Source organism: Photobacterium sp. (assembly GCF_033720175.1).
GTDB lineage: Bacteria > Pseudomonadota > Gammaproteobacteria > Enterobacterales > Vibrionaceae > Photobacterium.
In genome coordinates this window covers 214610-235942 of the sequence record NZ_JAWWDA010000002.1, presented here as the reverse complement: position 1 = coordinate 235942, position 21333 = coordinate 214610, and the positions used below count along the sequence as shown (strand labels likewise).

Below are 21333 nucleotides of genomic sequence, written 5' to 3'. Positions count from 1 at the left end.
TCCCGCAGTACCTAGGCCATTAACAATGATGACGGAATAGACACGGTGATCTCTTTAATTTCACCGGTTCGGGAAAACAGATGACGGCTCATCTCGGTATTCAAATACATACCCGACAGATAAATGCTTTCATTATTATTCAGCACGACCTTGATCTGCCCTTCACCTTCTTCCTGAGCCTGGTAGACAACAGGAACTTGGCAGTAGGTAAACGCCAGTGAATTTTCCGGTAAGATAATTGTCTCGTTCTCGCTATCGAGGTTAATGAAATCGAAGCGGGCACTTGCAGACAAAAACTCAGCTTTTCTTAATAAGGAAGGTTTGATGTGAATCATACCGTCTTCAATGCATAGCCCTAGTTCACCAAATCGAGTGAGGATCTCTTCTTTCACCTGCCCTGTCATACCTGGCTGCTGAGCGCCAGCGTGTTTAGGTGTATGCGAATAAGGATCCGTCGGGAACGCGCCGTAATTCTCAGGCGTTTTATTAAATCCAATCCCTGATCGTACTCTGTAATAGTATTCAGCCAGTTTTTGAGTTGTTTCAGAATGCGGATCAATCTTCGATGCAGCGAAATAATTTTCCTGAACGGCAAGCAATAACTTAGACACCATGTGCCAATAAATACAGCCAAGTCCTTCATAGCCGAACATCGTGCCTGAACGTCCAGTAAATGCCTGATGATTGAACACCTCTTCATAGCAATTCAGTACATCCGTCAATGTTTCGCTATCAGTTTCCTTGTAATCACGCTCAACATCTTTGAGTACAGCTAATAAAAATCCTGCATTTTCGAAATTTGCATTAAAATGGTAAAAACCTTCGGTATCAGGTTCAACCAATCGATAATCACCATTCTGGACCATTTTTCTCAGCAAAATATTACCGTATACGCGCGATGCATCCAGCTTGTTTTTATTAGCGAAGCTGGTTAAGTCACGGTCCGGATAGAGCATGAAACTTTGCTGATCAACCCGGAATAAATCACTGGAATACAGTTTATCTAACAAGGCAACGGCTTGTTCTGGTGTTAATACTCCCGAACTTAATACCGCAACCTGCCCCTCAAGCATCGGATAGAGCTCATCAACGTTTGCACTTTCAGATGAATAGCTGATGATATTATAAGCATTATACAAACCATCTTTACGTCGGTTAGAACTGATACTTGCATCAATAACCGTGAGACTGACATCTAGCAGGTTATTGATAAACTCAGTGTCAATTCGAGTCTTCCCGGAGAACCCGCCATTTTCATAGATGGCAGTGCGGTAATCACTTGCAGCAATAGCAAGTTTATTCAATAGCGCTTTTCGAGTTTGTCGGGTAATACTCTTCTGTTTTAGCTCGGTTTTTACTTCATTTAAGATCTGTGTTGTAGCAACAATCCAATCAACCAATTCTGATGACAAGTCAAGACTCATCGTATTGTCTTTCAGCAGATTTTGTAAGAAGGCAACATAGCGACGCATATAATATAGCGTCACCATCGACAGGCCATTTCCGACAATGGCATTGTTGGCATCATTCCATTCTGGTCGTTGTGTATTAAGCCAAATGCCACCATCCACAACGAGGTTGCCCAGTTTCGCCAGCAAAGGCACCATTAGCTTTTCAGTCAGGTTGACCAGATAGACATCGCAATTATCATTCAGCAGCAGTCGACCATCGCTACCAAACTCTGCGACCCAATCAGTAATACGCTCTTGCTTATTTTGGTTGAATACAACGGTATTTTTAGGGTCATCAAATAGTTCATCAAAAGCCTTAATTTCATAAGGCACATTCGAATAACTGAAAATGTCACAGCTTAGTAACTCATTAAGTTCCTGTGGCTGATATTTTTTTGACAGCTCAAGAAACTTCAACAGATAAATAATCTGGTGATCGCCCCAATAACCAATGTTACTCCATGCGTCTTCCGGATCTAAAATTTCCCAGTCAACGCCCTCTTTGGTAATTCGGTAAGGGTTATAGCCATCAACTGTCGATGCATTGACAAACTTGGCAATGAACGACTTTATGAAATTAGGATAGCTAACAGCAAGCGCTTCCCAGTTCTGGAAAATATCTCGCCAGTTTCCCTGATACGATAGCAATCGCTCACCGTTGGTATCTTTTACTTTAATCTCGAAATGGTTCCACGGGCGGCTCGGATCACCATGGCGGCGGCCAAATGTTAAAGGCAGGTACTCATAACAAAGGCGTAAAAGCTGCTTGTCATTTTGCTCTGTCGCTAAAGCCATCAGCGCTTCATAACCGATACGATCCGGCAAACCAGCAAAAAAATCGGCATGTCTGGATGCGACGACTTTGTTTGAATTGGTCAGTGTCTGCACAAAATCTTTCTTATCCAGCCAGTACTGATCGACCACGACACCGCCACGCATATTATTAAACAGTACATTGGCATAGTGATGAACGGTGGTCTCTTCTTCTGCTGTTTTCTGGGAGGCATCACTGCCAGCCATCAGCATTAAGAGGTCCTGGTGGTTGTCTTTAATTGACCGGTTGATATCATTTTTAACCGCTTCTGCAGACATCAAGTGGTGTTTTAAATCAACAATATCAGCATGAGTCTTATCGATGTCAGCGATGATCTGCCAGCTATTTTCTTCTTCAGCACCAAGTTCACAATGCTTATAAATAAAATACGCCCCCCGCAAGCCACGTCGCAGTGTTTCATTCGCGATTTGTTCGCCGCGGCGGAAAGCGCCAAGTTGCTCGCTAGAAAGTAAGATTGCCTCACAACCATCGGCAATACTGAACACCGTTGTTGCTCGTAATGATTCCGCAGGCTCAGCTCGATCACTTAGCTTGGCATACATGCTGTACGTCGCCAGAGCAGATTCAGGCAGTAGTTCGTTCCACTTGTAAGCATCGACTAACGCACTACGATCTTGCAATGCCGACAACGGTGCCCCTGAAGGCAAAATATTTTGAATGCCGTCAACCAACTCAAGCCTTACCGGTTGCGTTGAGTGGTTTTTCAGTGTTGATGTTCGGACAAAACCGTATTGATCACTGGTGTTCCACTGATATTTAAACGTCAGCGATAGATCAAAGTTAACTTCTTCAAAAACAATTTTATCACCCGCGACATTCTTATAAAGATTCCGCTGAGTATGATAAAGGCCATTGTGGTGAACATTGAACGGTTCCCATTGCATGGTCCCTTCTTCGGTTAACACCTTGACGATTGTCTTACTACCCGTATTTTCAGCGCTCTCATGGATATAATCAACTGATTTATAAGGGAACAAGGCGTTTTCAGGCATAATTCTACCGGCAGATAAGCTGCCTGTAGATGAAATGAATAACCAGTGATCGCTGGACGATACAACACTGATGAAAAAAGGCTTCATGTGATCGACATTCTCAATCACATAGTATTTCTCGCCATCTAATGATACAAACTTTCCTGAAATATCATCCGATGAAGTATTAATGTTTTCTGTAGTCATAACTAACTGAACCAAAGTAAGCGCTTTCTTTAAGCGATGAGTTAAAAATAATATTTGGAAAAACTAAATATTATGGCACCGGATGAAGTGATCATCTGCGATTTGAGTAACAGCAGGGAAACTCTCGGCGCAACAATCTATCGCTCGCGGACAGCGCATTGCGAATGGACACCCTTTTGTATCAGGCTTCCACAATGGGATTTCGCCTTTTTTAGCACTCAGCTCTCGACGTCCTCCCCTTCCTGGCTCTGGAACGGCAGAAAGTAATAGCTGGGTATATGGATGCTGCGGGGTTTGTGTGACTTTATCGCTATTACCCCACTCCACCATATGGCCGACATACATTACCGCGGTTTTTTCAGCAAAGTATCTTGCGGTTGCAATATCATGCGTAATATACATGAATGAAATACCATGCTTATCTTTCAAATCCGCCATTAAGTTTAAAATACCAAGGCGAACTGAAACATCCAGCATTGAGATAGGTTCATCTGCCAGGATTACTTCAGGAGAAACGGCAATGGCACGTGCTATCGCGACTCGCTGTCTTTGCCCGCCACTTAACTCATGAGGATATTTCTCGGCCGTCTCAACGACCGGTGACAAACCCACGAGCTCAAGCAGTTCATAAACCAGCTTGGCTATCGCTTCTTTTTCTGCCCGTTTATGGATCAGTAACGGGCGCGCAATATGGTGGAAAATGGTATGAACCGGATTCAGAGAACCAAACGGGTCCTGAAAGATCATCTGCACCTGACGCGCGTACTCCAGGCTGCCATTTTCTTTAATGTATTCCTTTAAGGGTTGTCCCTTGAAGTAGATATCGCCGGCAGTCTCATCGTAAATACGCGTTAGAATCCGTGCGCCGGTACTCTTGCCAGAGCCAGACTCACCAACAATGGCAAGCGCTTCACCTTTACACAAATCAAACGATACGTCGTTAACCGCACGCATGAAGCTGTTTTTACTACTTGATTGACCAACGGGAAAATCTTTTACCAGGTTACGGACTGAAAGTACTACTTCTGGATTGTTCATCGTACCCATCATTAATTCCTTATAATTTATGACATGCTGCTTCGTGATGGGCATTCAGCTGAGCCAGTTGAGGTTCAGCTGTCTTACATACCGCCATGCAATCACCACAACGGTCCTGGAAATTACATCCTTTGGGAATACTTAATAAATTTACAGGATTTCCGGGAATACCATACAAGCGTTCTTTTGGCCCGTGAATTGTCGGGAATGAAGCAATCAGGCCTTTTGTATAAGGGTGTGACGGATTACCAAAGACTGTTTCAGCATCACCAATCTCAATCAGGTTACCGGCATACATAACACCAATACGATCAGCGATTTCACCCATTAAACTTAAGTCATGGCTGATAAACAGAATTGAAAACCCGAACTTGGTTTTTAAATCGTATAGCTCGTTCAGAATTTCGCGCTCTACCACCACATCTAATGCCGTCGTCGGCTCATCCATGATGATCAGCTTAGGTTCAAGTGCCAGTGCAATGGCAATAACAACACGCTGCCTCATGCCGCCGCTAAGCTGGTGCGGAAAGCTGGCCATCCGGTCGGCATGTATACCTACGATGGCTAACAACTCTTCAGCTTTTGCAGAGGCGTCTTTAAAGCTGATTCTTTTGTGAGCCACAATCACATCAGTAAGCTGCTCGCCAATGGTGATAACCGGATTTAAAGAGTTCATTGCGCTCTGAAAGACAATGGAAACATCATTCCAGCGGAAGTTTCGCAATTCTTTATCTGACATTTTTAAAACATCACGATTCTTATAAAGAATTTCACCTTCAGATATTAACGCCGGTGCTTTGTGCAGACGTGAAATCGCAAATGCCAAGGTGCTTTTTCCGCAGCCGGATTCACCGGCAATACCCAGAGTTTCGCCAGGCGCGATGCTCAGGCTGACATTATTGACCGCCCTTGCGACTCCGTTTGGAGAAACATAGTCGACACAAAGATTATTAATCTCTAATAATACGTCTTTCATAATAAGCCCCGGCGTTGATCAGCTTCTTTCTTGAGTTTTTTCCACAATTTCATGTGTGGACCCGTTCTAAGTTTTGGATTGCTGACTTCATCAATAGACATGTTGATTAACGCCAGTGAGCCGCCCGTAATCGCTAGTGCCATTGCCGGTACGATCATTTCCCACCACGCGCCGGTATATAAAGCAGACGAGGTTTGCGCCCAATACAGCATTGATCCCCAGCTGACTTCAGTTGCATCACCTAAACCAAGAATACCCAGACCTGCTTCTGAACCCATCGCGTAGATCACCGTGCCAAGGAAGCCACCAAACACAATCGAAACTAAATTAGGCAGAATTTCAACAAAAATAATGCGCAGTTTGGACTCTCCCATGACTTCCGCTGAAATGATGAATTCTTTGTTTCTCAGTGCCATAGTTTGCGACCGTATTACCCGTGCCCCCCATGGCCATGACGTTATTCCGAGTAATAGTGTGATAACCATCGAACCAACCTGTCCCAAAAAAGCAGCCAGTACGATGAGCAACGGTAGTTGCGGGAAAACCAGAAAAACATTGGTGATGAAGTTAAGCCATTCATCCACTTTTCCGCCCAGATAACCGGATGAAACCCCGATAGTCACTGCCAGCGTCATCGCAATAAGACCTGCCGATAAGGCAACAGTCAGTGACTTTCTCGCTCCGTGAAGCACCTGGCTATACACGTCACGGCCACTTCGTGTTGTACCAAGAATATGCTCAGCACTTGGCGGCATATGTGGCCGAGCAACACGCTTATCCGGATTATGTGTCGCCAAAACCGGGGCCATTAACGCCCCGATCAACACCATTGATATTAATACTCCACCAATAATCGCTGGCGGGTTGCCATGAAAGAATGCAAATATTTTTGAGCACTTCTCTTTGACCTTTATCAATGAGTTAGTAAAATTTTGAACAGACATATTTGTATCGTCGATTGAATCTATTAACTTGCTCATATTCAAACCTTATTTAGAAATCCGTGGGTCAAGCCAGACATAAAGAAGATCTGCTATGAAGTTTGCAGTAAGCACGGCAGAGACCAGAATAAGTAAAATTGCCTGGATAAGAGGATAATCTCGAGCAACGATACCTTTGAGCAGAATATTACCCAGCCCCTGGTAATTAAACACGACCTCGGTCATGATTGAACCGGCAAAAGAGAAACCAATCGCCATCGCGATTGCAGTTGCTACGGGTAATATTGCATTTCTTCCCGCATATCGAGACATCACCCGATAACTGCTCAGCCCTTTGGCTTCAGCCATGGTGACGTAATCTTCACCAAGCACATTGATCATTGCATTACGCATATTGAAGACCCACGTTGAGATACCAACGATAATCATTGATCCCAAAGGTAAAACAGCATGCTTTAAAACACTTCCGATAAATTCGAGTGTCAATCCCGGCTCTAGGGCTGGGTCGTACGTGTATGCAAGCGGCAAGAGTTCAAGCTGCAAACCAAAGAAATAAAACAGTAGCAGCGCTGTAACGATATAAGGGAAATTACTAATAAACGCTAATACTGGCGGCGCGATTTGTCCAAACAGGCCTTCGCGACGATATGAAGCATATGTACCGATGCTGACACCAATAATTAAAGCAACAATGAGCGAACCTAGAGCCAGAAACATGGTCCATGGCAGAGCCATCGCAATGACTTCAGTAACACTCACCGGGAACATTAATACTGATGGCCCGAGATCAAGCGTAAAAACACTTTGGATATATGCGATATATTGCTCGAATACTGAGCCGTCCATAAAACCGTACATTTCTCTCACTGCATCCATCTGAGCAGGATCCATACGGCCTTGCGCAGCTGCGAATAAGGCATCAACCGGGTCTCCCGGCATCAATCTTGGCAGTAAAAAATTAAAGGATATTGCTATAAGAAAAGCAATAAAATAAAAACTCAGTCTGCGTATTAAAAAGCTCATAAAATATTCCGGTAATTAAAGAGCCACAAATATGGCTCTTTAAATTATTTACAATTACTTAAGGTGAAGATTATTGAGAATTAACACTCGCTTACCGCCATCATACCAAACCGGTTGAACATACGGATTATCTTTGTTCGGCCAGCCTACAATTTTCGAGCTGTTATACTGGAACCAAGTTGGATTAGAAAACAGTGGAATAAACGGCAAGTTATCAGCTGTAAACTCCTGAAGTTCATCAATAATCTTTTTCTGCTCTACGGGATCTTTGGTCTTACCAAAGCTATCAATCAGGGCATCAATATCTTCTGAATGGACGCCATGGCCAGCGTGCCAGGTTTTACCAATACGTGATGTTGAGAAATATTCCTGGTAAGCCAAAATTGGGTTAGTCGCAACCATTGACCAGTTAATCGACATCTTGTATTCGCTATCTTTCAGAGATTTATCATACACTGCCCAATCGACGGTTTTGACATTCGCTTTAATACCAATTTCTTCGTAGTATTCAGTCACCATCTGAACAACTTGGATCCAGTCAGTCCAGCCATTGACTACTTCAATATCAAATTCAATTTTCTTACCATCAGCCGTGTCTCTGAAGCCATCGCCGTCAAGATCTTTATAACCGGCCGCATCAAGCAATTGCTTCGCTTTTTCAGGATTATAGTTGGTGATATCTTTATATTTATCGTTAACTTGCTTGCTAATGCTTGTACTATAAAGTTCGGCAATACCACCTACATTATAGTTTGCTGTTGGATAACCGTAGGCTGCAATATCAACGATGGCTTCACGATCCAATGCCATCGATAATGCTTTACGTACATTAAGATCATCGAATGGCTTTTCTTTAGTGTTAACATAAAGATGGATAGCATCATTAGCCGGATACCAAAAATGATTATTTTCAGGATCTGCGGCAACAAAAGTATTTTCAATATCGGCAATGAAGTTTGAGCCCCAGTCAATTTCACCTTTCATTAATGCCGGCTGAATTTGAGAATTATCATTGTATGAACGATAAGTTATACAATCAAGATATGGGCGGTTCTCAAGGTAGTAATGTGGGTTACGGCAAAGCTCCATCTGCTGTGACTTGACATACTTAACCACCGTCATTGGGCCACTACCAACAGGATCAGGGTTAGTAAACGTGGTCAAGTCTTTCGCCTTGCTCCAAATTTGCTCTGGTACAATATGATAACTCGCCAGATTCCAGATAAAGGTCGAATCAGCTTCATTTAATTCAAATACAATTGTCGTAGCATCTTGAGCAGTTACACTCGCAAGATTGCCACCAGTCCAAATACCTTTTTGATCGAACGCTGGTGCGTCTTTGGTCATTGTGAAACTGAATGCTACGTCTTTTGCTGTTAATGGTGAGCCATCAGACCACTTCAGACTATCACGTAATTTAACCGTAATTGTCTTCAGATCATCAGAATAATCAGCCGACTTCGCCAGACGATATTCAGTTTTACCGGTCATGTTATTAAAAGCTAATAATGGTTCAAACATCACACCATGAAGCAAGTCTTTAGTCGTATATGGATTGAAATTGTCAACAAAACCAGTACCTATGATAGGCACTGTCAATGTTCCACCCTGCTTAATCTCATCAGCTGCAACACCATTTGCAGAGAACATTAAGCCACATACTAAGGCAGCTAAAACCTTTTTATTATGCATTACATAATCCTTCACATTAAGGGAAACGTTAAAAAAGCGCTCACTTCATTGCTTGACGGCTTCGTGACCGGTCATTTTTATTAAATTGATTCAAAATCAACCAAAGAAAGCGCTTTCTTTGGTTGATACTATGCTACGTAAACTGCGTAGACAACTCGATGATTCGAAACCTATACCTCGATCACACTACATATATAGTGGTTTTTATTACGCAGTCTTGCGCTTGCGATTGACTACATCCAAATTTATTCTTATTAAACATAGACTTAATTCATAATGGTATTTACTGGTGTCTCAATATTTTCCAAATACCGATGATCGCAGATAAAAGACACTCGCCATACACTAAATCTTTTTAAATCAGCATATTAAATGTTGCAGAATGCGCTTACTGTATTTTATTTCGTAACAGCATCGTGATACCCGTCACACCTTCACTAAAATTATAGCTATTAGTACATGATAACCCGTTATTGATGCCATTATTCTTAACTCTGTCGGAGTTGTACGCCAATATGAACGGAGTAAAACAGTCCCGTCAGCGCACTTGACCCTCGTTAACAAAAAGAACTACAACTTAAGCAACTGGCAAATCGTTTCCTCAAACCACTCATAGCGTGCAGGGAGTTGACGGTATCGTTTTTTTGTTAAGTAGAGTTTTTCGGTCACATTGTGAGTCAGCGGGGCGGCATACAATGATTGCTGTGGTTCGAATTGAGCAATAGCTCTGGCTGGCAGTACAGTAAAGCCTACCCCTTGCGATACAGGAAGCAATATTTGGCTTAACTGATTGATATAACTTTTAATATTGAGGCTATCACGGCCTCTGTATGAATTAAAATCATTGGCTTTTAATACTTTATCCAGATAATAAAAACCATCAGGATGATTAATAAAACCGAGTGTATTGAGGAAGGTAAAGTCTATTTCTGCATTTTTATATTGAATGGGAAGCACCAACTGCAACGTTTCTTGACCAACCTGATATTGCACTAATTCATCAGAATACACTTGTTGTGTTACGATGCCGATATCTATCTTGTTCTCTAAAAGATCATCAATAATGTTCTGGTTTGGCGCTGCCTCTACGGATACGTTTAACCCGCTATGTTTACATTGATAAGTAAGAAAATGGGGATAAAGATGCATGGCTAAAGTACCAGAGCACGAAAAACGACATTCTCCCTGCAGGGGATCATCCTGTTCGATTGCCTGGTGTAATTGCTCTTCTAATGCCAGCATTTGTTGGCCGTATTGATATAATTTCTCCCCCGCTAAACTCAATTCAAATTGTTTACCGTAGCGATTGATTAACGTTGTTTTTAGCTGTTCTTCCAGCTTTTTTATATGCTGGCTTACCCCGGGTTGGGTCATGTGCATTTTTTCTGCTGCGTGAGTAAAGTGCCCTGTCTTCACCAACATCATAAATGTTGCCAGCCATTTTTGATTAACCACAAATCACCACATAATAAAATATTATTAAAAAAATAATAAACGATAATTTAATCTTTTGATATTCAAAATAAACACTGGCTTTACTTTCATTGAAGCAGAACATTAATTCTGACAACCCATCGAAATGGCAGAAGACGGTAGCACTGCCATAATTGGTAAAGACCAAATACCTCTCCCCTCTCTGCGGCAAGCCAAGGAGGTCTCTTGATTAAGTTCTTACTCAACCAGGCAGAGCGAGAAGAAACTCAGCTCTCACCGAACATGACGGTACTCAATTACCTGCGTACCAAAGCAAAGAAAACCGGCACCAAAGAAGGCTGTGGTTCAGGTGATTGCGGTGCATGTACAGTGGTTCTTGGTGAACTGAGCAACGGACAGTTGCAGTATCGTTCTGTTAACGCCTGTCTTACCTTCGTATCAGCCCTTCACGGCAAGCAGCTCATCACGGTTGAAGACCTGCAAAGCAAAGACGGCTCTCTCCACCCGGTTCAGCAGGCGCTGGTTGACTTTCATGGTTCGCAATGCGGCTATTGTACTCCCGGAATTATTATGTCGATGTTTGCGCTCAGCAAAAACCATCCGAAGACCGATAAACAGGATGTTCTCGAATTCCTGTCCGGTAACTTGTGCCGATGTACCGGCTACCGCCCGATCATCGACGCGGCATTGTCGCTAAGTAAAAAAGCGCCCTGGCAGGATCACTTTGCCGAACAGGTGCAATCGACCATCGATAAGCTCAATAGCATCAGCAACGAACCGGCAACCCTGCAGTTAAACAATCTTTCCAGCTTTTCACCCGCAACGATAAATGAGCTGGCGGAATTGCTTCTGGTTTATCCGCATGCTCGCATCGTCGCAGGCGGCACCGATCTGGCCGTTGACGTCACCCAGCGCCACCGTGAGATCGAGACGCTGATTGATGTCAGTCGGGTAATGGATATGAAGGTAGTGAATGAGACCAATCACCACCTTGTCATCGGGGCGAACGTGCCTCTCAGCGATTGCTACGGCGTACTCAACAAGCACTACCCGGACTTTGGCGAGATCCTCCGTCGCTTTGGATCAAAGCAGGTCCGCAATCAAGCAACGCTGGGGGGCAACATCGGCAATGCTTCTCCCATCGGGGATACCCCGCCGCTGCTGATCGCACTGGATGCAGGCATCACCCTGAGCCGAAGTGGAGAGTCTCGCACCATTCCTGTCGAAGATTATTATCTCGGCTATAAGGAAACCGCCCTGCGGCCATCCGAATTTATCAAAAAAATCATCATTCCCAAACCGGAGGCCAGCAAAACGTTCCGTGCCTATAAGGTATCGAAACGGCTCGGAGATGATATTTCTGCCGCCTGTGGCGGATTCAATATCGAACTCGAAGACGATACCGTCACGTTTGCCCGGATCGCCTTCGGCGGCATGGCGGAAATACCCAAACGGGCCGTTCACTGTGAACAGGAATTGATTGGAAAAAAGTGGAACATTGCCACGATAAACTCGGCGATGGCAGCACTGGCGTCTGATTTTGCCCCCTTGTCAGATTTCCGTGCCAGCAAAGCGTATCGTAGCCAAACGGCGGCCAACATGCTCTACCGCTTTTTTATCGAGCAGCAAAACAGCCAAATCGAAACCAGGGTGACCTCTTATGTCTAAACCAAAAAAAACTGCACTAGAGCACGCTGACATTATCGCGGATGTTAACCAAGACTTAAGAACTGGCGTTGGTCACAGCGTACAGCACGACAGTGCTGGCAAACATGTCACGGGCGAAGCCGTATATGTCGATGACCGCCTTGAGTTTCCGAACCAGCTCCACCTGTATGCCCGGTTAAGCCCCCACGCACACGCCAACATTACCAAATTAGATATTAGCCCTTGTTATGACTATGACGGGGTGGCGCTTGTTATCACCAGCAAGGACATTCCCGGCGAGATTGATATCGGGACGATTTTCCCCGGTGATCCTCTGCTGGCAGATGGCAAGGTGGAATACGTCGGTCAGCCAATACTTGTTGTTGCCGCCAGTGATCCCGACACGGCCTATCAGGCAGCACAGGCGGCAATTATCGAATACGATCCGCTGCCTGCTATTCTCGATATCAAAGAGGCATTGACGAAAAAGCATTTTGTCAATGACCGCCACTGGCAAAAACGGGGAGATCCACACACTGCACTCAGCACTGCCGCCCATGTCTTGAGCGGTGAGATCCATATCGGCGGGCAGGAGCACTTCTATCTGGAAACGCAGGCCAGCAGTGCCTTGCCGACCGAAGACGGCGGGATGGTCGTCTATGCGTCGACCCAGAACCCGACCGATGTCCAAAGGCAGGTCGCAAAGGTACTGGGCACACCAATGCGCAATGTGACTGTCGATACCCGCCGGATCGGCGGTGGCTTCGGCGGCAAAGAAACACAAGCGGCCGGCCCGGCCTGCATGGCTGCGGTGGTCGCCAACCTGACCGGACGTCCGGCTAAGATCCGCCTGTACCGGAATGAAGATATGTTGATGACAGGCAAGCGGCATCCGTTCTATAACCGCTACCGTGTCGGCTTTGATGACAACGGCACCATTCAGGGCATTGAAATCACGCTGGCCAGTAACTGCGGCTTCTCCCCGGATCTGTCTGCCGCCATTATCGATCGCGCCATGTTCCACTGCGACAATGCGTATTACCTCAGTAATGTCAGCATTACCGCGTATTGCTGCAAAACCAATATCGCCTCCAATACCGCCTGCCGCGGCTTTGGCGGACCACAAGCCATGGTGACCATCGAGCACATCATGGATGAGATCGCCAGCTACCTCAAAAAAGAGCCGCTGGAGGTACGCAAAACCAATTACTATGGCGGCGAAGGGCGCAATATCACCCACTACTACCAGACGGTAGAACATAACCTGCTACAAGTTATTACCGAGCAGCTTGAAACCAGCAGTGACTACCATGCCCGGCGCCTGGCTATCAATGCATTTAATCAACACAGCCCGATCCTCAAAAAAGGGCTGGCGCTCACTCCGGTGAAGTTCGGTATTTCATTTACCGCGTCGTTCCTTAACCAGGCGGGGGCCCTCATCCATATCTACCCCGATGGCAGCATCCATCTCAACCACGGCGGAACAGAAATGGGGCAAGGCCTGAACACCAAAATAGCCCAGATTGTGGCAGAGGAATTTCAGGTCGATATCAATCAGATCCAAATCACCGCTACCACCACCGATAAGGTGCCGAACACATCGGCCACTGCCGCCTCATCCGGAGCCGATCTGAACGGCAAGGCGGCGCAAAATGCCGCTAAAACCATCAAACATAGGCTGATCACGTTTGCCAGCTCACACTTTAAGATCAGCGAAGATCAGGTGGTTTTCACCAAAGGTTTCGTTCACATCGGTAATAATAAATTGCCGTTTGCAGAGCTGGTTCAGCTGGCTTACTTCAATCAAGTATCGCTATCGAGTACCGGTTACTACCGCACACCGAAGGTTCATTATGACGAAAAGCAAGCACGTGGTCGCCCCTTCTATTACTACGTGTTCGGTGCCGCCTGTTCCGAAGTTATTGTCGATATCCTGACCGGTGAATACAAAATTCTCCGCACCGATATTTGTCATGATGTGGGGTCGTCATTGAATCCGGCGATAGACAAAGGTCAGATCGAAGGCGGCTTTATCCAAGGGGTGGGATGGCTGACCACAGAAGAGCTGGTCTGGGACCAGCATGGCCGCTTAGCCACCAGCAGTCCGGCCAGCTATAAAATCCCGACCATTGCTGATGTCCCGATTGATTTCCGTACCCAGCTGCTAGAGCACAATGCAAACCCGGAACAGACTATTTTTCACTCGAAAGCCGTTGGCGAGCCTCCGTTTATGCTGGCAATCTCGGTACTGAGCGCGCTGAAAAATGCCATAACCTATACTTCGGAGAGCGGCACAATGCCCACACTTGATACCCCGGCGACTCCGGAGCGGGTACTGTGGGCGATTAAAAGCGTACAGCAACCGGATGATTCAAAGACTGAAAAAAAGTGCCAAAATCAAAACGGAAATTAAGCGCACATCAAACTGACCCGGAAGGATCTGCGTATGTTCGGCGATGACTGGATCCACCAACTGGCCCGGCTGCAAGAACAAGGCGAAGCCTGCGTACTGGTTACCGTATTGGAAGAAAAGGGATCGGTGCCTCGCGACATCGGTACCAAAATGGTGGTGACCCGTGACTCAGTGATTGCCACCATCGGAGGGGGCCACCTCGAATATCAGGCCACACAAATCGCGCGGGAGATGCTGCAGGCCGGTGATCACCAGTTGAAAATAGAACGCTTCAACCTGAGTGCCCGACTTGGCCAATGCTGCGGCGGTGTTGCCACTCTCAGCTTCGAACCGCTCTGCCGGCAGGCAAACCACCTTGCGCTATTCGGTGCCGGACATGTTGCCAACGCTCTGATCCATATCGTCTCGACCCTCCCGTTCAAGGTGACGTGGATTGACGAGCGCGACGGTGCCTTCCCTGATCCGCTTCCGTCAGCCACAACAAAAGTCATCAGCGATGATCCGGTCGCTGAGGTGAGTCAGATACCACCCCGCAGTTATTATCTGGTGATGACGCACAGCCATCAACTTGATTTCGAGCTTACCCGCGCGATCCTCAAACGCGATGATACCGCCTATTTCGGTCTGATTGGTTCAACAACCAAATGTAAGCAGTTTAGCCACAGGCTACTCCAACGCGGTTACAGCCAGACGGACATCGAACGAATGACCTGCCCTATCGGCATCCGGGTGGTGAAAGGAAAACATCCGGCAGAGATCGCCGTCTCTGTCGCCGCGCAGTTGATTGCTCACTATCAAGAGCAGGATCAGCAACAAGCCAACCATCACCCGCAGTCAGTATGAAGCTGCTCTATTCCCTCAATACCCGTCCGCCACTTGGCTTAACCCTGTTGTTAGCCCTCCAGCACATGCTGGCTTCTATTGGGGGTATCGTTGCCATGCCGCTGATTGTCGCCACATCCATCGGCCTGCCAGCCAGTGACGTTGTCACTCTGATCAATGCCTCTCTGTTGGCCTCCGGTATCGCGACAATCATCCAGTGTCTAGGCCTCGGACCTGTCGGGATCCGCTTACCTGTGGTAATGGGCTCCAGTTTCGCATTTTTGGGCATCGCGATTGTTATCGGCAAAGAAGGGGGAGTCAGCAGCATCATGGGCGCGGCTTTAGTCGGCTCACTGGTAGTGATTGCAGCCAGCTTTTATATGCATAAGGTGCGCGCACTCTTCCCCCCCGTTGTCAGCGGTGTGGCCGTCACTCTGATCGGCTTGACCATTTTACCGATCGCCATTAACTGGATCGGCGATGCCCCGGTTGCCAGTCCAGATTTTGCCTCCTTGCCAAAACTGTTTCTGGCTCTGATCTCGCTTGCGATCGTCGTTGCAATTTCAGCTTATGGCCGAAACACGCTGGCCGCGGCGGCGATTGTTATCGGCCTTGCTGGCGGCTATCTCATCGCGCTGGCTTTGGAGATGGTCGACTGGCAGCAAATCTCTGAAGCCCATTGGTTTGCTCGCCCTGAACCATTCAAATATGGTTTTAGCTTCTCCTTAGGAGCCATTGCCAGTATGAGTCTGGTGTATTTGGTGGTGATCGCCGAGGCCACTGGGGATTTCATCGCCCTGGGCAATAATTGCCATGTTAACGTCACCGGTCATGATTTAAAACGGGGACTATTAGCGGATGGGCTGGGGAGTACGCTGGCCGCCATTCTGACAGCGATGCCACTGGCCTCTTTCAGCCAGAATGTCGGGATTGTCGGCCTCACAGGCGTCGCCAGCCGTTATGTTGTCGCGACGACCGGAGGCTTGCTGATCATGGCGAGTCTGCTGCCAAAATTTGCCGCCCTTGCCGTCACGATCCCCAAACCTGTGATTGGCGGGGTCGGTCTGGTGATGTTCGGGATGATTGCCTATACCGGGATCCGGATGCTGGTTAAAGCCAGTGATACCAAACGCAACGCGTTAGTGGTTTGTGTCGGGCTGGCAGCCGGTTTGGCCGTCACATTTGAGCCTCTTTTAGTCCAGCACCTGCCGGATGAAATAGCGACCTTCTTTCATTCAGGTATCGCGACGGGCACGATTACAACGGTGCTTCTTAATCTGATGTTACCAAAACCGCCTTCAGGTGAAGACGCAGACTAACCTTATGCCTGAGTGACCGTTATTCACCGTGCAGTTCCATGGCGTTACCATACCAACTTGCCAAACACATAAGCCAACTCCGCTACGGTCTTGGCAGAGAATTTCTTCAACAAACTGGCGCGATGTACTTCCACGGTTCTCATTGCAATGCATAGCTCATCGGCAATTCGAATGTTACGTTTTCCGGAAATGATCAAACGCAGAATATCTTTCTCTCTGGTTGTGAGTGATTCATACGCGCTTCTCGCCGCGATTATGTCCAGGTTAGCAGCCGACTGTACCTGCCCTTGTAGGATAGCCTCAGCTAAATCGACGCCCCGCACTGGCTTCTGGAAAAAATGTATCGCGCCAGCTTGCAGGGCATCGACGGCCATTGGCACATCACCATGTCCGGTGAGATAAATCACCGCGAGTGGACTCTTGGCCTCATTGAGAATTTGGTGTACTTGCTGACCACGCAAATTCGGCATCCGACTGTCAAGAATCACACATCCCGCCTGATGAATATCCACAGAGTCGAGAAACAGCTGTCCGTCTTCAAACGTACTGACAGCAAAGTCATATTCTTCAAGCATAAACGCCAGAGAGTCGCGCACTGACTCATCGTCATCCACAACGTAAACCGGATGCTGTTTATCGGTATCGTTCATTCGCCTCTCCCTGAGGTTTAAACATGGCCTGCTTGTTGGCTCGAATCGCGCAATATCTGATATGGTATCGAAATTTCCACGACACAGCCGTGTGGCAGAATCGATTGAATAATAAACTCGCCGCCATGAAGCTCCACCACATCACGGCAAATCGCTAAGCCCAGCCCCAACCCTTCTGGTTTAGTGCTGACAAACGCTTCTGTCGGATTGTTTTGCTCTAACCCAGTGCCGTTGTCGACCACATGAATAGACACATGATCATGGTGATAATCAGTATGCAGCGCCACTTTTGCCTCAATGTGACCAAGGTGCGCCTCTCTGTACGTCACGCAAGCGTCTATTGAGTTATTAATGACATTCACCAACACTTGTTGCAGCCCGACCGCATCAGCTTCAATCATCCGCGCGCGACCTTCTGTGGTACAAACAATGCTGACGCTCTGCTTTTGCAGGCGAAAGTTAAGCAATTCCACAGTGTCTGAAATCAGATGCTCAACATTGCAGGGAGCCATATCCACACTGCGTTTTTTAATCAGCTTACGCAAGCGACAAACAATCGAATCTGCTCGTTCAACCTGTGTCTGAATTTTCTCCAGCACCGGCACAATATCTTCATAAGGGCGTTTTTTGGCAAGCCGCAACAACCCACCCTCGCTGTAATTACGAATTGCCGCCAATGGCTGGTTGATCTCGTGTGCCAGACTGCTCCCCAGCTCACCGACGATCGCCACGCGCTGCGAGTGCTCTAACATCTCACTCTTCTCTTTGAGACGCAGCAAGGTCTGAGCCAGCGCCTGTTTACTTTTGCTAAAACGATATTCCAACCAAAAATGATAAACGTTCAGCACAATGACAAACAAAAACAGCGCCCACGCCCATTCTTGATGTAAGCGTAGCCAGCGCAGTGCTTCTTTCCACCAGGGTTGCTGTAAAGGATGAAGATCCAATGCCTGATAAAGTTTATCGATGGAAAGCAGGCTCACCGGTGAGGTCCAGCCGGATGCTTTAGCCAAAACGGCTGCAGGGTTGTCTTCTGGCATCGCCAACAAAGCGCGACTGATCTTTTTCGCCAATTGGGATGAACCGCGCTCGGTTTTGGCAAACGACCAATTTGGATACAAGGGTGTCGAAACCAAACAGGAAGTGTTCGCCAGCGCGCGAGTATTCAGTACTCGAAATTGCCCCGCTTCCACCAGTCCTTCTTTCTCCATTTGTTCAACAAGACAAGCAGGAACAACCGCCGCTTCGACATTGTGATCACGTAGTTGATACAGATTAGCGTCGATTGGAAAGCCCAAATATCGAACATCTGAGAAGAAATCATTCGGGTCTAAACCCTGTTCGACCACTTGATACCTCAACGTCAAATAGCCACCGAATGCGTTTTCAGAGACGGCAGCAATGGGTAGACTCGCGACCTCTTCCAAAGTCATATAAGGAGAATCCGCTCGTACGACCAAAGCAGAGCCAATGCCGTAATTGGAGTTATTTGGCGATTGACTGATAAGTGTTGCTATCCACGAGAGCGCATACTGACGACCTAACCGTACCGCCTGACCGGGGTTGGTCACAATGAAATCCATACTCTGATTTTTCACCGCTTCCGCCATGCCATCGAGGTCCAGAGGATGCAGCACAAATTGAACCTCAGGGATCTGCTGATTCAGCCAATCCATCGTCGGCAGCCAACGTTGCTGGGCGTAAAGATGACCGCGAATGGCGAGTACACCCACATCGATCAGCTCTTTCGTGGCCGGTCTTTTATTAAGGGAAATGGTAACCGGAACAGAGTGAGCTATAACGGGTAAAAACCCTAAGAAAACAATCCATAGCTGAATGAATATGGCTTTTTTTTTCATCGTGAATTGTTTTTATCCCTCGAAAATAACAGACACAAGAATAGCAGCAAGATGGGGTGACCCACAGTTGTTTTAGATCAAGTTTGAGCGGGGTATGTGGAAATCCACTATATCGACTTAGCGCTGCATTTCTGACAATGAAAACAAGCACTAATCAATCTTAGCAGGTGAGTTATGGATTCCACCAAACGTCGTTTCCTCAGCGTCGTCACCGCGGGTGCGGCGCTGATACCCATTGCCGGTATTGGTACCGCAACGGCCGGGGTCGTTATTAGAAACAACAACGAACCCGATCGCAAAGGTCAGGTTGGCAAGCGTTACGCCATGATTATCGACCTACGTAAATGCGTAGGCTGCCAAGCGTGTACCGTCGGGTGCAGCATCGAAAACCAAGCCCCTATCGGCCAATTCCGTACCACAGTAAAGCAATATGAAGTCACACTTGAAGACGGCTCAAAAGCCACCCAAGAAGTAAAATCGCTTATGCTGCCACGTTTGTGCAACCACTGTGATAACCCGCCGTGTGTTGCGGTATGTCCGGTGCAAGCCACCTTCCAACGTGAAGACGGCATCGTCATGGTCGACAACAGCCGCTGTGTCGCTTGTGCCTACTGCGTGCAAGCGTGCCCTTACGATGCCCGCTTCATCAATAAAAATACGTTGACCGCAGACAAATGCACGTTCTGCGCGCATCGCTTAGAAGAGGGGCTATTACCTGCCTGCGTGGAAACCTGCGTCGGCGGTGCTCGCGTGATTGGTGATCTGAACGATCCATCAAGTGAGATCCGTCGTCTGATGAGCGAACATCAGGAAGACATCAAAGTACTCAAGCCGGATGAAGATACAAAACCACACGTCTTCTACATCGGCATGAACGAACGCTTTACACAACGAATTGAAGGTCAACCCGCAATTTACGATCCGCAAGGAGAAAAGGCATGAACATTACCGAAGTATTAGTTCAACCTCAGGCGATTGCCTGGCTTCCGTGGGCCGTCCAATACTTTTTTTACATCGGCTCAGCTTACGCTGCTGCAATGCTGTTTCTGATTGCGTTGCTGTTTGACAATCATACCAGTCATCGCCTTCGAGCAGCACTGGTGCTGACCCTCGCCATTGGTGCCATCGTTGGCCCATTAGCGTTAACAGGCGACCTGCACCAGCCGGGACGCGCCTGGCACTTCTACGCTCATATAACGCCTTGGTCCTGGATGTCACTTGGTTCTCTATTTCTGCCCGTTTTCTCCGGGCTGGCAGTTGTCACAGCATGGCTGTACCTGCGTAAGGATCTGATGAGCCTCAGTAATCATTCCGGCAAAATCCTGCCTTTGATTTCCAAGTTGTCGTTGGGTCAGTGGGAAACGAGCCGTAGAACCATGCTAATAGCAGCCGTGGTTACCGTTTTATCAGGCCTAACTATCGCTCTGTACACGGGCGCTGAAATTGCTGTTGTTCAATCACGCTCTCTGTGGCACCAGCCAGCGTCACCGATAATATGGTTTGTCACCGCATTCATTGGTGCGGTTGGCTTCTCATTGCTGATCTGGATGCTGTTTCCTAGCGATAAGGAAGAAAAAGCACTAACGACGGGCGATACCCGCCTCTTAAGGCAATGTACAGCGATCTGCGGGGTATTGGCGTTATTGCTCGTCCCTATCTGGGCATCGAACAATGCGGCATTTTCACTATATTCAGACACTCTGTGGGTCAACAACATCGCTTTGCTGACCGCAACATTGCTGGGCAGTGTACTGCTTTCGTTCATCATGCTACGTGACAACTATCGCATCATGGGCCTGATCATCATGTCTATTGGGGCATTGACGACCACCTGGCTGGTTCGCTGGATCACCATGATGGAAGTTCAAACCATCGCCAAATTTGATGTTGGCCCTTATCCGTACGATTTCCCGATCGGAAGCAACGGATTACTGGGCATTATTGGCATGCTGGGACTCTGGCTCGCGCTTGCACTACTGAGCTCTGAACTGATCCAGCCAGTACAAAAACCATTGTCACATACCCCCTTAACCGAACACTGATTTAAAAGGATTT

General features: G+C 47.1%; 15 protein-coding genes. 6 read left to right on the top strand and 9 right to left on the bottom strand.

The window, feature by feature from the left end:
• Positions 1–11: 11 nt before the first annotated feature.
• From R3289_RS03665 to R3289_RS03635, 7 genes are all read right to left on the bottom strand, one after another.
• A complete protein-coding gene (locus tag R3289_RS03665) occupies positions 12–3464 on the bottom strand; it encodes a hypothetical protein (protein ID WP_318924136.1) in 3453 nt (1150 codons plus the stop codon).
• Positions 3465–3527: 63 nt separating this feature from the next.
• Positions 3528–4511, bottom strand: a complete 984-nt coding sequence (locus tag R3289_RS03660; protein ID WP_318924135.1) for an ABC transporter ATP-binding protein — start codon at positions 4509–4511, stop codon at positions 3528–3530.
• 10 nt (positions 4512–4521) lie between these two features.
• Positions 4522–5478: an ABC transporter ATP-binding protein gene (locus R3289_RS03655; protein ID WP_318924134.1), complete on the bottom strand. Its 957-nt coding sequence runs from the start codon at positions 5476–5478 to the stop codon at positions 4522–4524.
• Positions 5475–6422, bottom strand: coding sequence for an ABC transporter permease (locus tag R3289_RS03650; protein WP_318924286.1), 948 nt, complete (start codon positions 6420–6422; stop codon positions 5475–5477). Before R3289_RS03650 ends, R3289_RS03655 begins: the two co-directional genes overlap by 4 nt.
• 45 nt (positions 6423–6467) lie before the next feature.
• The gene (locus R3289_RS03645) at positions 6468–7442 is read right to left on the bottom strand and encodes an ABC transporter permease (protein WP_318924133.1); all 975 of its coding nucleotides are present in this window, start codon (positions 7440–7442) and stop codon (positions 6468–6470) included.
• Positions 7443–7496: 54 nt separating this feature from the next.
• Complete coding sequence (locus R3289_RS03640) at positions 7497–9134, bottom strand: ABC transporter substrate-binding protein (protein ID WP_318924132.1); 1638 nt, start codon at positions 9132–9134, stop codon at positions 7497–7499.
• A 570-nt stretch (positions 9135–9704) separates the two neighbouring features.
• Positions 9705–10589: a LysR family transcriptional regulator gene (locus R3289_RS03635; RefSeq protein ID WP_318924131.1), complete on the bottom strand. Its 885-nt coding sequence runs from the start codon at positions 10587–10589 to the stop codon at positions 9705–9707.
• A gap of 204 nt (positions 10590–10793) precedes the next feature.
• Here R3289_RS03635 and xdhA point away from each other — a divergent pair, with 204 nt between their 5' ends.
• The 4 genes from xdhA to R3289_RS03615 are packed head-to-tail and all read left to right on the top strand — an operon-like array spanning position 10794 to position 16769.
• Positions 10794–12236 carry a xanthine dehydrogenase small subunit gene (xdhA, locus tag R3289_RS03630; protein WP_318924130.1) on the top strand — a complete coding sequence of 481 codons (1443 nt, stop codon included), beginning with the start codon at positions 10794–10796 and terminating at the stop codon, positions 12234–12236.
• Complete coding sequence (xdhB, locus tag R3289_RS03625) at positions 12229–14628, top strand: xanthine dehydrogenase molybdopterin binding subunit (RefSeq protein ID WP_318924129.1); 2400 nt, start codon at positions 12229–12231, stop codon at positions 14626–14628. The genes xdhA and xdhB overlap by 8 nt, the downstream gene beginning before the upstream one ends.
• Positions 14629–14661: 33 nt before the next feature.
• Positions 14662–15471, top strand: a complete 810-nt coding sequence (gene xdhC / locus R3289_RS03620) for a xanthine dehydrogenase accessory protein XdhC (protein ID WP_318924128.1) — start codon at positions 14662–14664, stop codon at positions 15469–15471.
• The gene (locus R3289_RS03615; RefSeq protein ID WP_318924127.1) at positions 15468–16769 is read left to right on the top strand and encodes a nucleobase:cation symporter-2 family protein; all 1302 of its coding nucleotides are present in this window, start codon (positions 15468–15470) and stop codon (positions 16767–16769) included. The genes xdhC and R3289_RS03615 overlap by 4 nt, the downstream gene beginning before the upstream one ends.
• Positions 16770–16813: 44 nt before the next feature.
• Here R3289_RS03615 and R3289_RS03610 read toward each other — a convergent pair whose 3' ends face one another.
• Entirely contained in the window at positions 16814–17419 is a 606-nt protein-coding gene (locus tag R3289_RS03610) for a response regulator transcription factor (RefSeq protein WP_318924126.1), read from the bottom strand.
• A gap of 17 nt (positions 17420–17436) precedes the next feature.
• Positions 17437–19278 (bottom strand): sensor histidine kinase, encoded by a 1842-nt coding sequence (locus R3289_RS03605; RefSeq protein ID WP_318924125.1) that lies wholly within the window; start codon positions 19276–19278, stop codon positions 17437–17439.
• Positions 19279–19452: 174 nt separating this feature from the next.
• Between R3289_RS03605 and dsrO the strand changes: the two genes are divergently transcribed.
• Both dsrO and nrfD read left to right on the top strand, forming a co-directional pair.
• Positions 19453–20220, top strand: coding sequence for a sulfate reduction electron transfer complex DsrMKJOP subunit DsrO (gene dsrO, locus R3289_RS03600; protein WP_318924124.1), 768 nt, complete (start codon positions 19453–19455; stop codon positions 20218–20220).
• The gene (gene nrfD / locus R3289_RS03595) at positions 20217–21320 is read left to right on the top strand and encodes an NrfD/PsrC family molybdoenzyme membrane anchor subunit (protein ID WP_318924123.1); all 1104 of its coding nucleotides are present in this window, start codon (positions 20217–20219) and stop codon (positions 21318–21320) included. The genes dsrO and nrfD overlap by 4 nt, the downstream gene beginning before the upstream one ends.
• Positions 21321–21333: the final 13 nt, after the last annotated feature.

Excerpts from the sequence above, each read along its gene's own strand:
- R3289_RS03610 (WP_318924126.1), bottom strand. The coding sequence starts at position 17,419 with ATGAACGATACCGATAAACAGCATCCGGTTTACGTTGTGGATGACGAT.
- R3289_RS03645 (WP_318924133.1), bottom strand. The coding sequence starts at position 7,442 with ATGAGCTTTTTAATACGCAGACTGAGTTTTTATTTTATTGCTTTTCTT.
- nrfD (WP_318924123.1), top strand. The coding sequence starts at position 20,217 with ATGAACATTACCGAAGTATTAGTTCAACCTCAGGCGATTGCCTGGCTT.
- R3289_RS03655 (WP_318924134.1), bottom strand. The coding sequence starts at position 5,478 with ATGAAAGACGTATTATTAGAGATTAATAATCTTTGTGTCGACTATGTT.
- R3289_RS03615 (WP_318924127.1), top strand. The coding sequence starts at position 15,468 with ATGAAGCTGCTCTATTCCCTCAATACCCGTCCGCCACTTGGCTTAACC.
- R3289_RS03640 (WP_318924132.1), bottom strand. The coding sequence starts at position 9,134 with ATGCATAATAAAAAGGTTTTAGCTGCCTTAGTATGTGGCTTAATGTTC.
- xdhB (WP_318924129.1), top strand. The coding sequence starts at position 12,229 with ATGTCTAAACCAAAAAAAACTGCACTAGAGCACGCTGACATTATCGCG.
- R3289_RS03605 (WP_318924125.1), bottom strand. The coding sequence starts at position 19,278 with ATGAAAAAAAAAGCCATATTCATTCAGCTATGGATTGTTTTCTTAGGG.
- R3289_RS03650 (WP_318924286.1), bottom strand. The coding sequence starts at position 6,422 with ATGTCTGTTCAAAATTTTACTAACTCATTGATAAAGGTCAAAGAGAAG.
- R3289_RS03660 (WP_318924135.1), bottom strand. The coding sequence starts at position 4,511 with ATGGGTACGATGAACAATCCAGAAGTAGTACTTTCAGTCCGTAACCTG.
- dsrO (WP_318924124.1), top strand. The coding sequence starts at position 19,453 with ATGGATTCCACCAAACGTCGTTTCCTCAGCGTCGTCACCGCGGGTGCG.
- xdhC (WP_318924128.1), top strand. The coding sequence starts at position 14,662 with ATGTTCGGCGATGACTGGATCCACCAACTGGCCCGGCTGCAAGAACAA.
- R3289_RS03665 (WP_318924136.1), bottom strand. The coding sequence starts at position 3,464 with ATGACTACAGAAAACATTAATACTTCATCGGATGATATTTCAGGAAAG.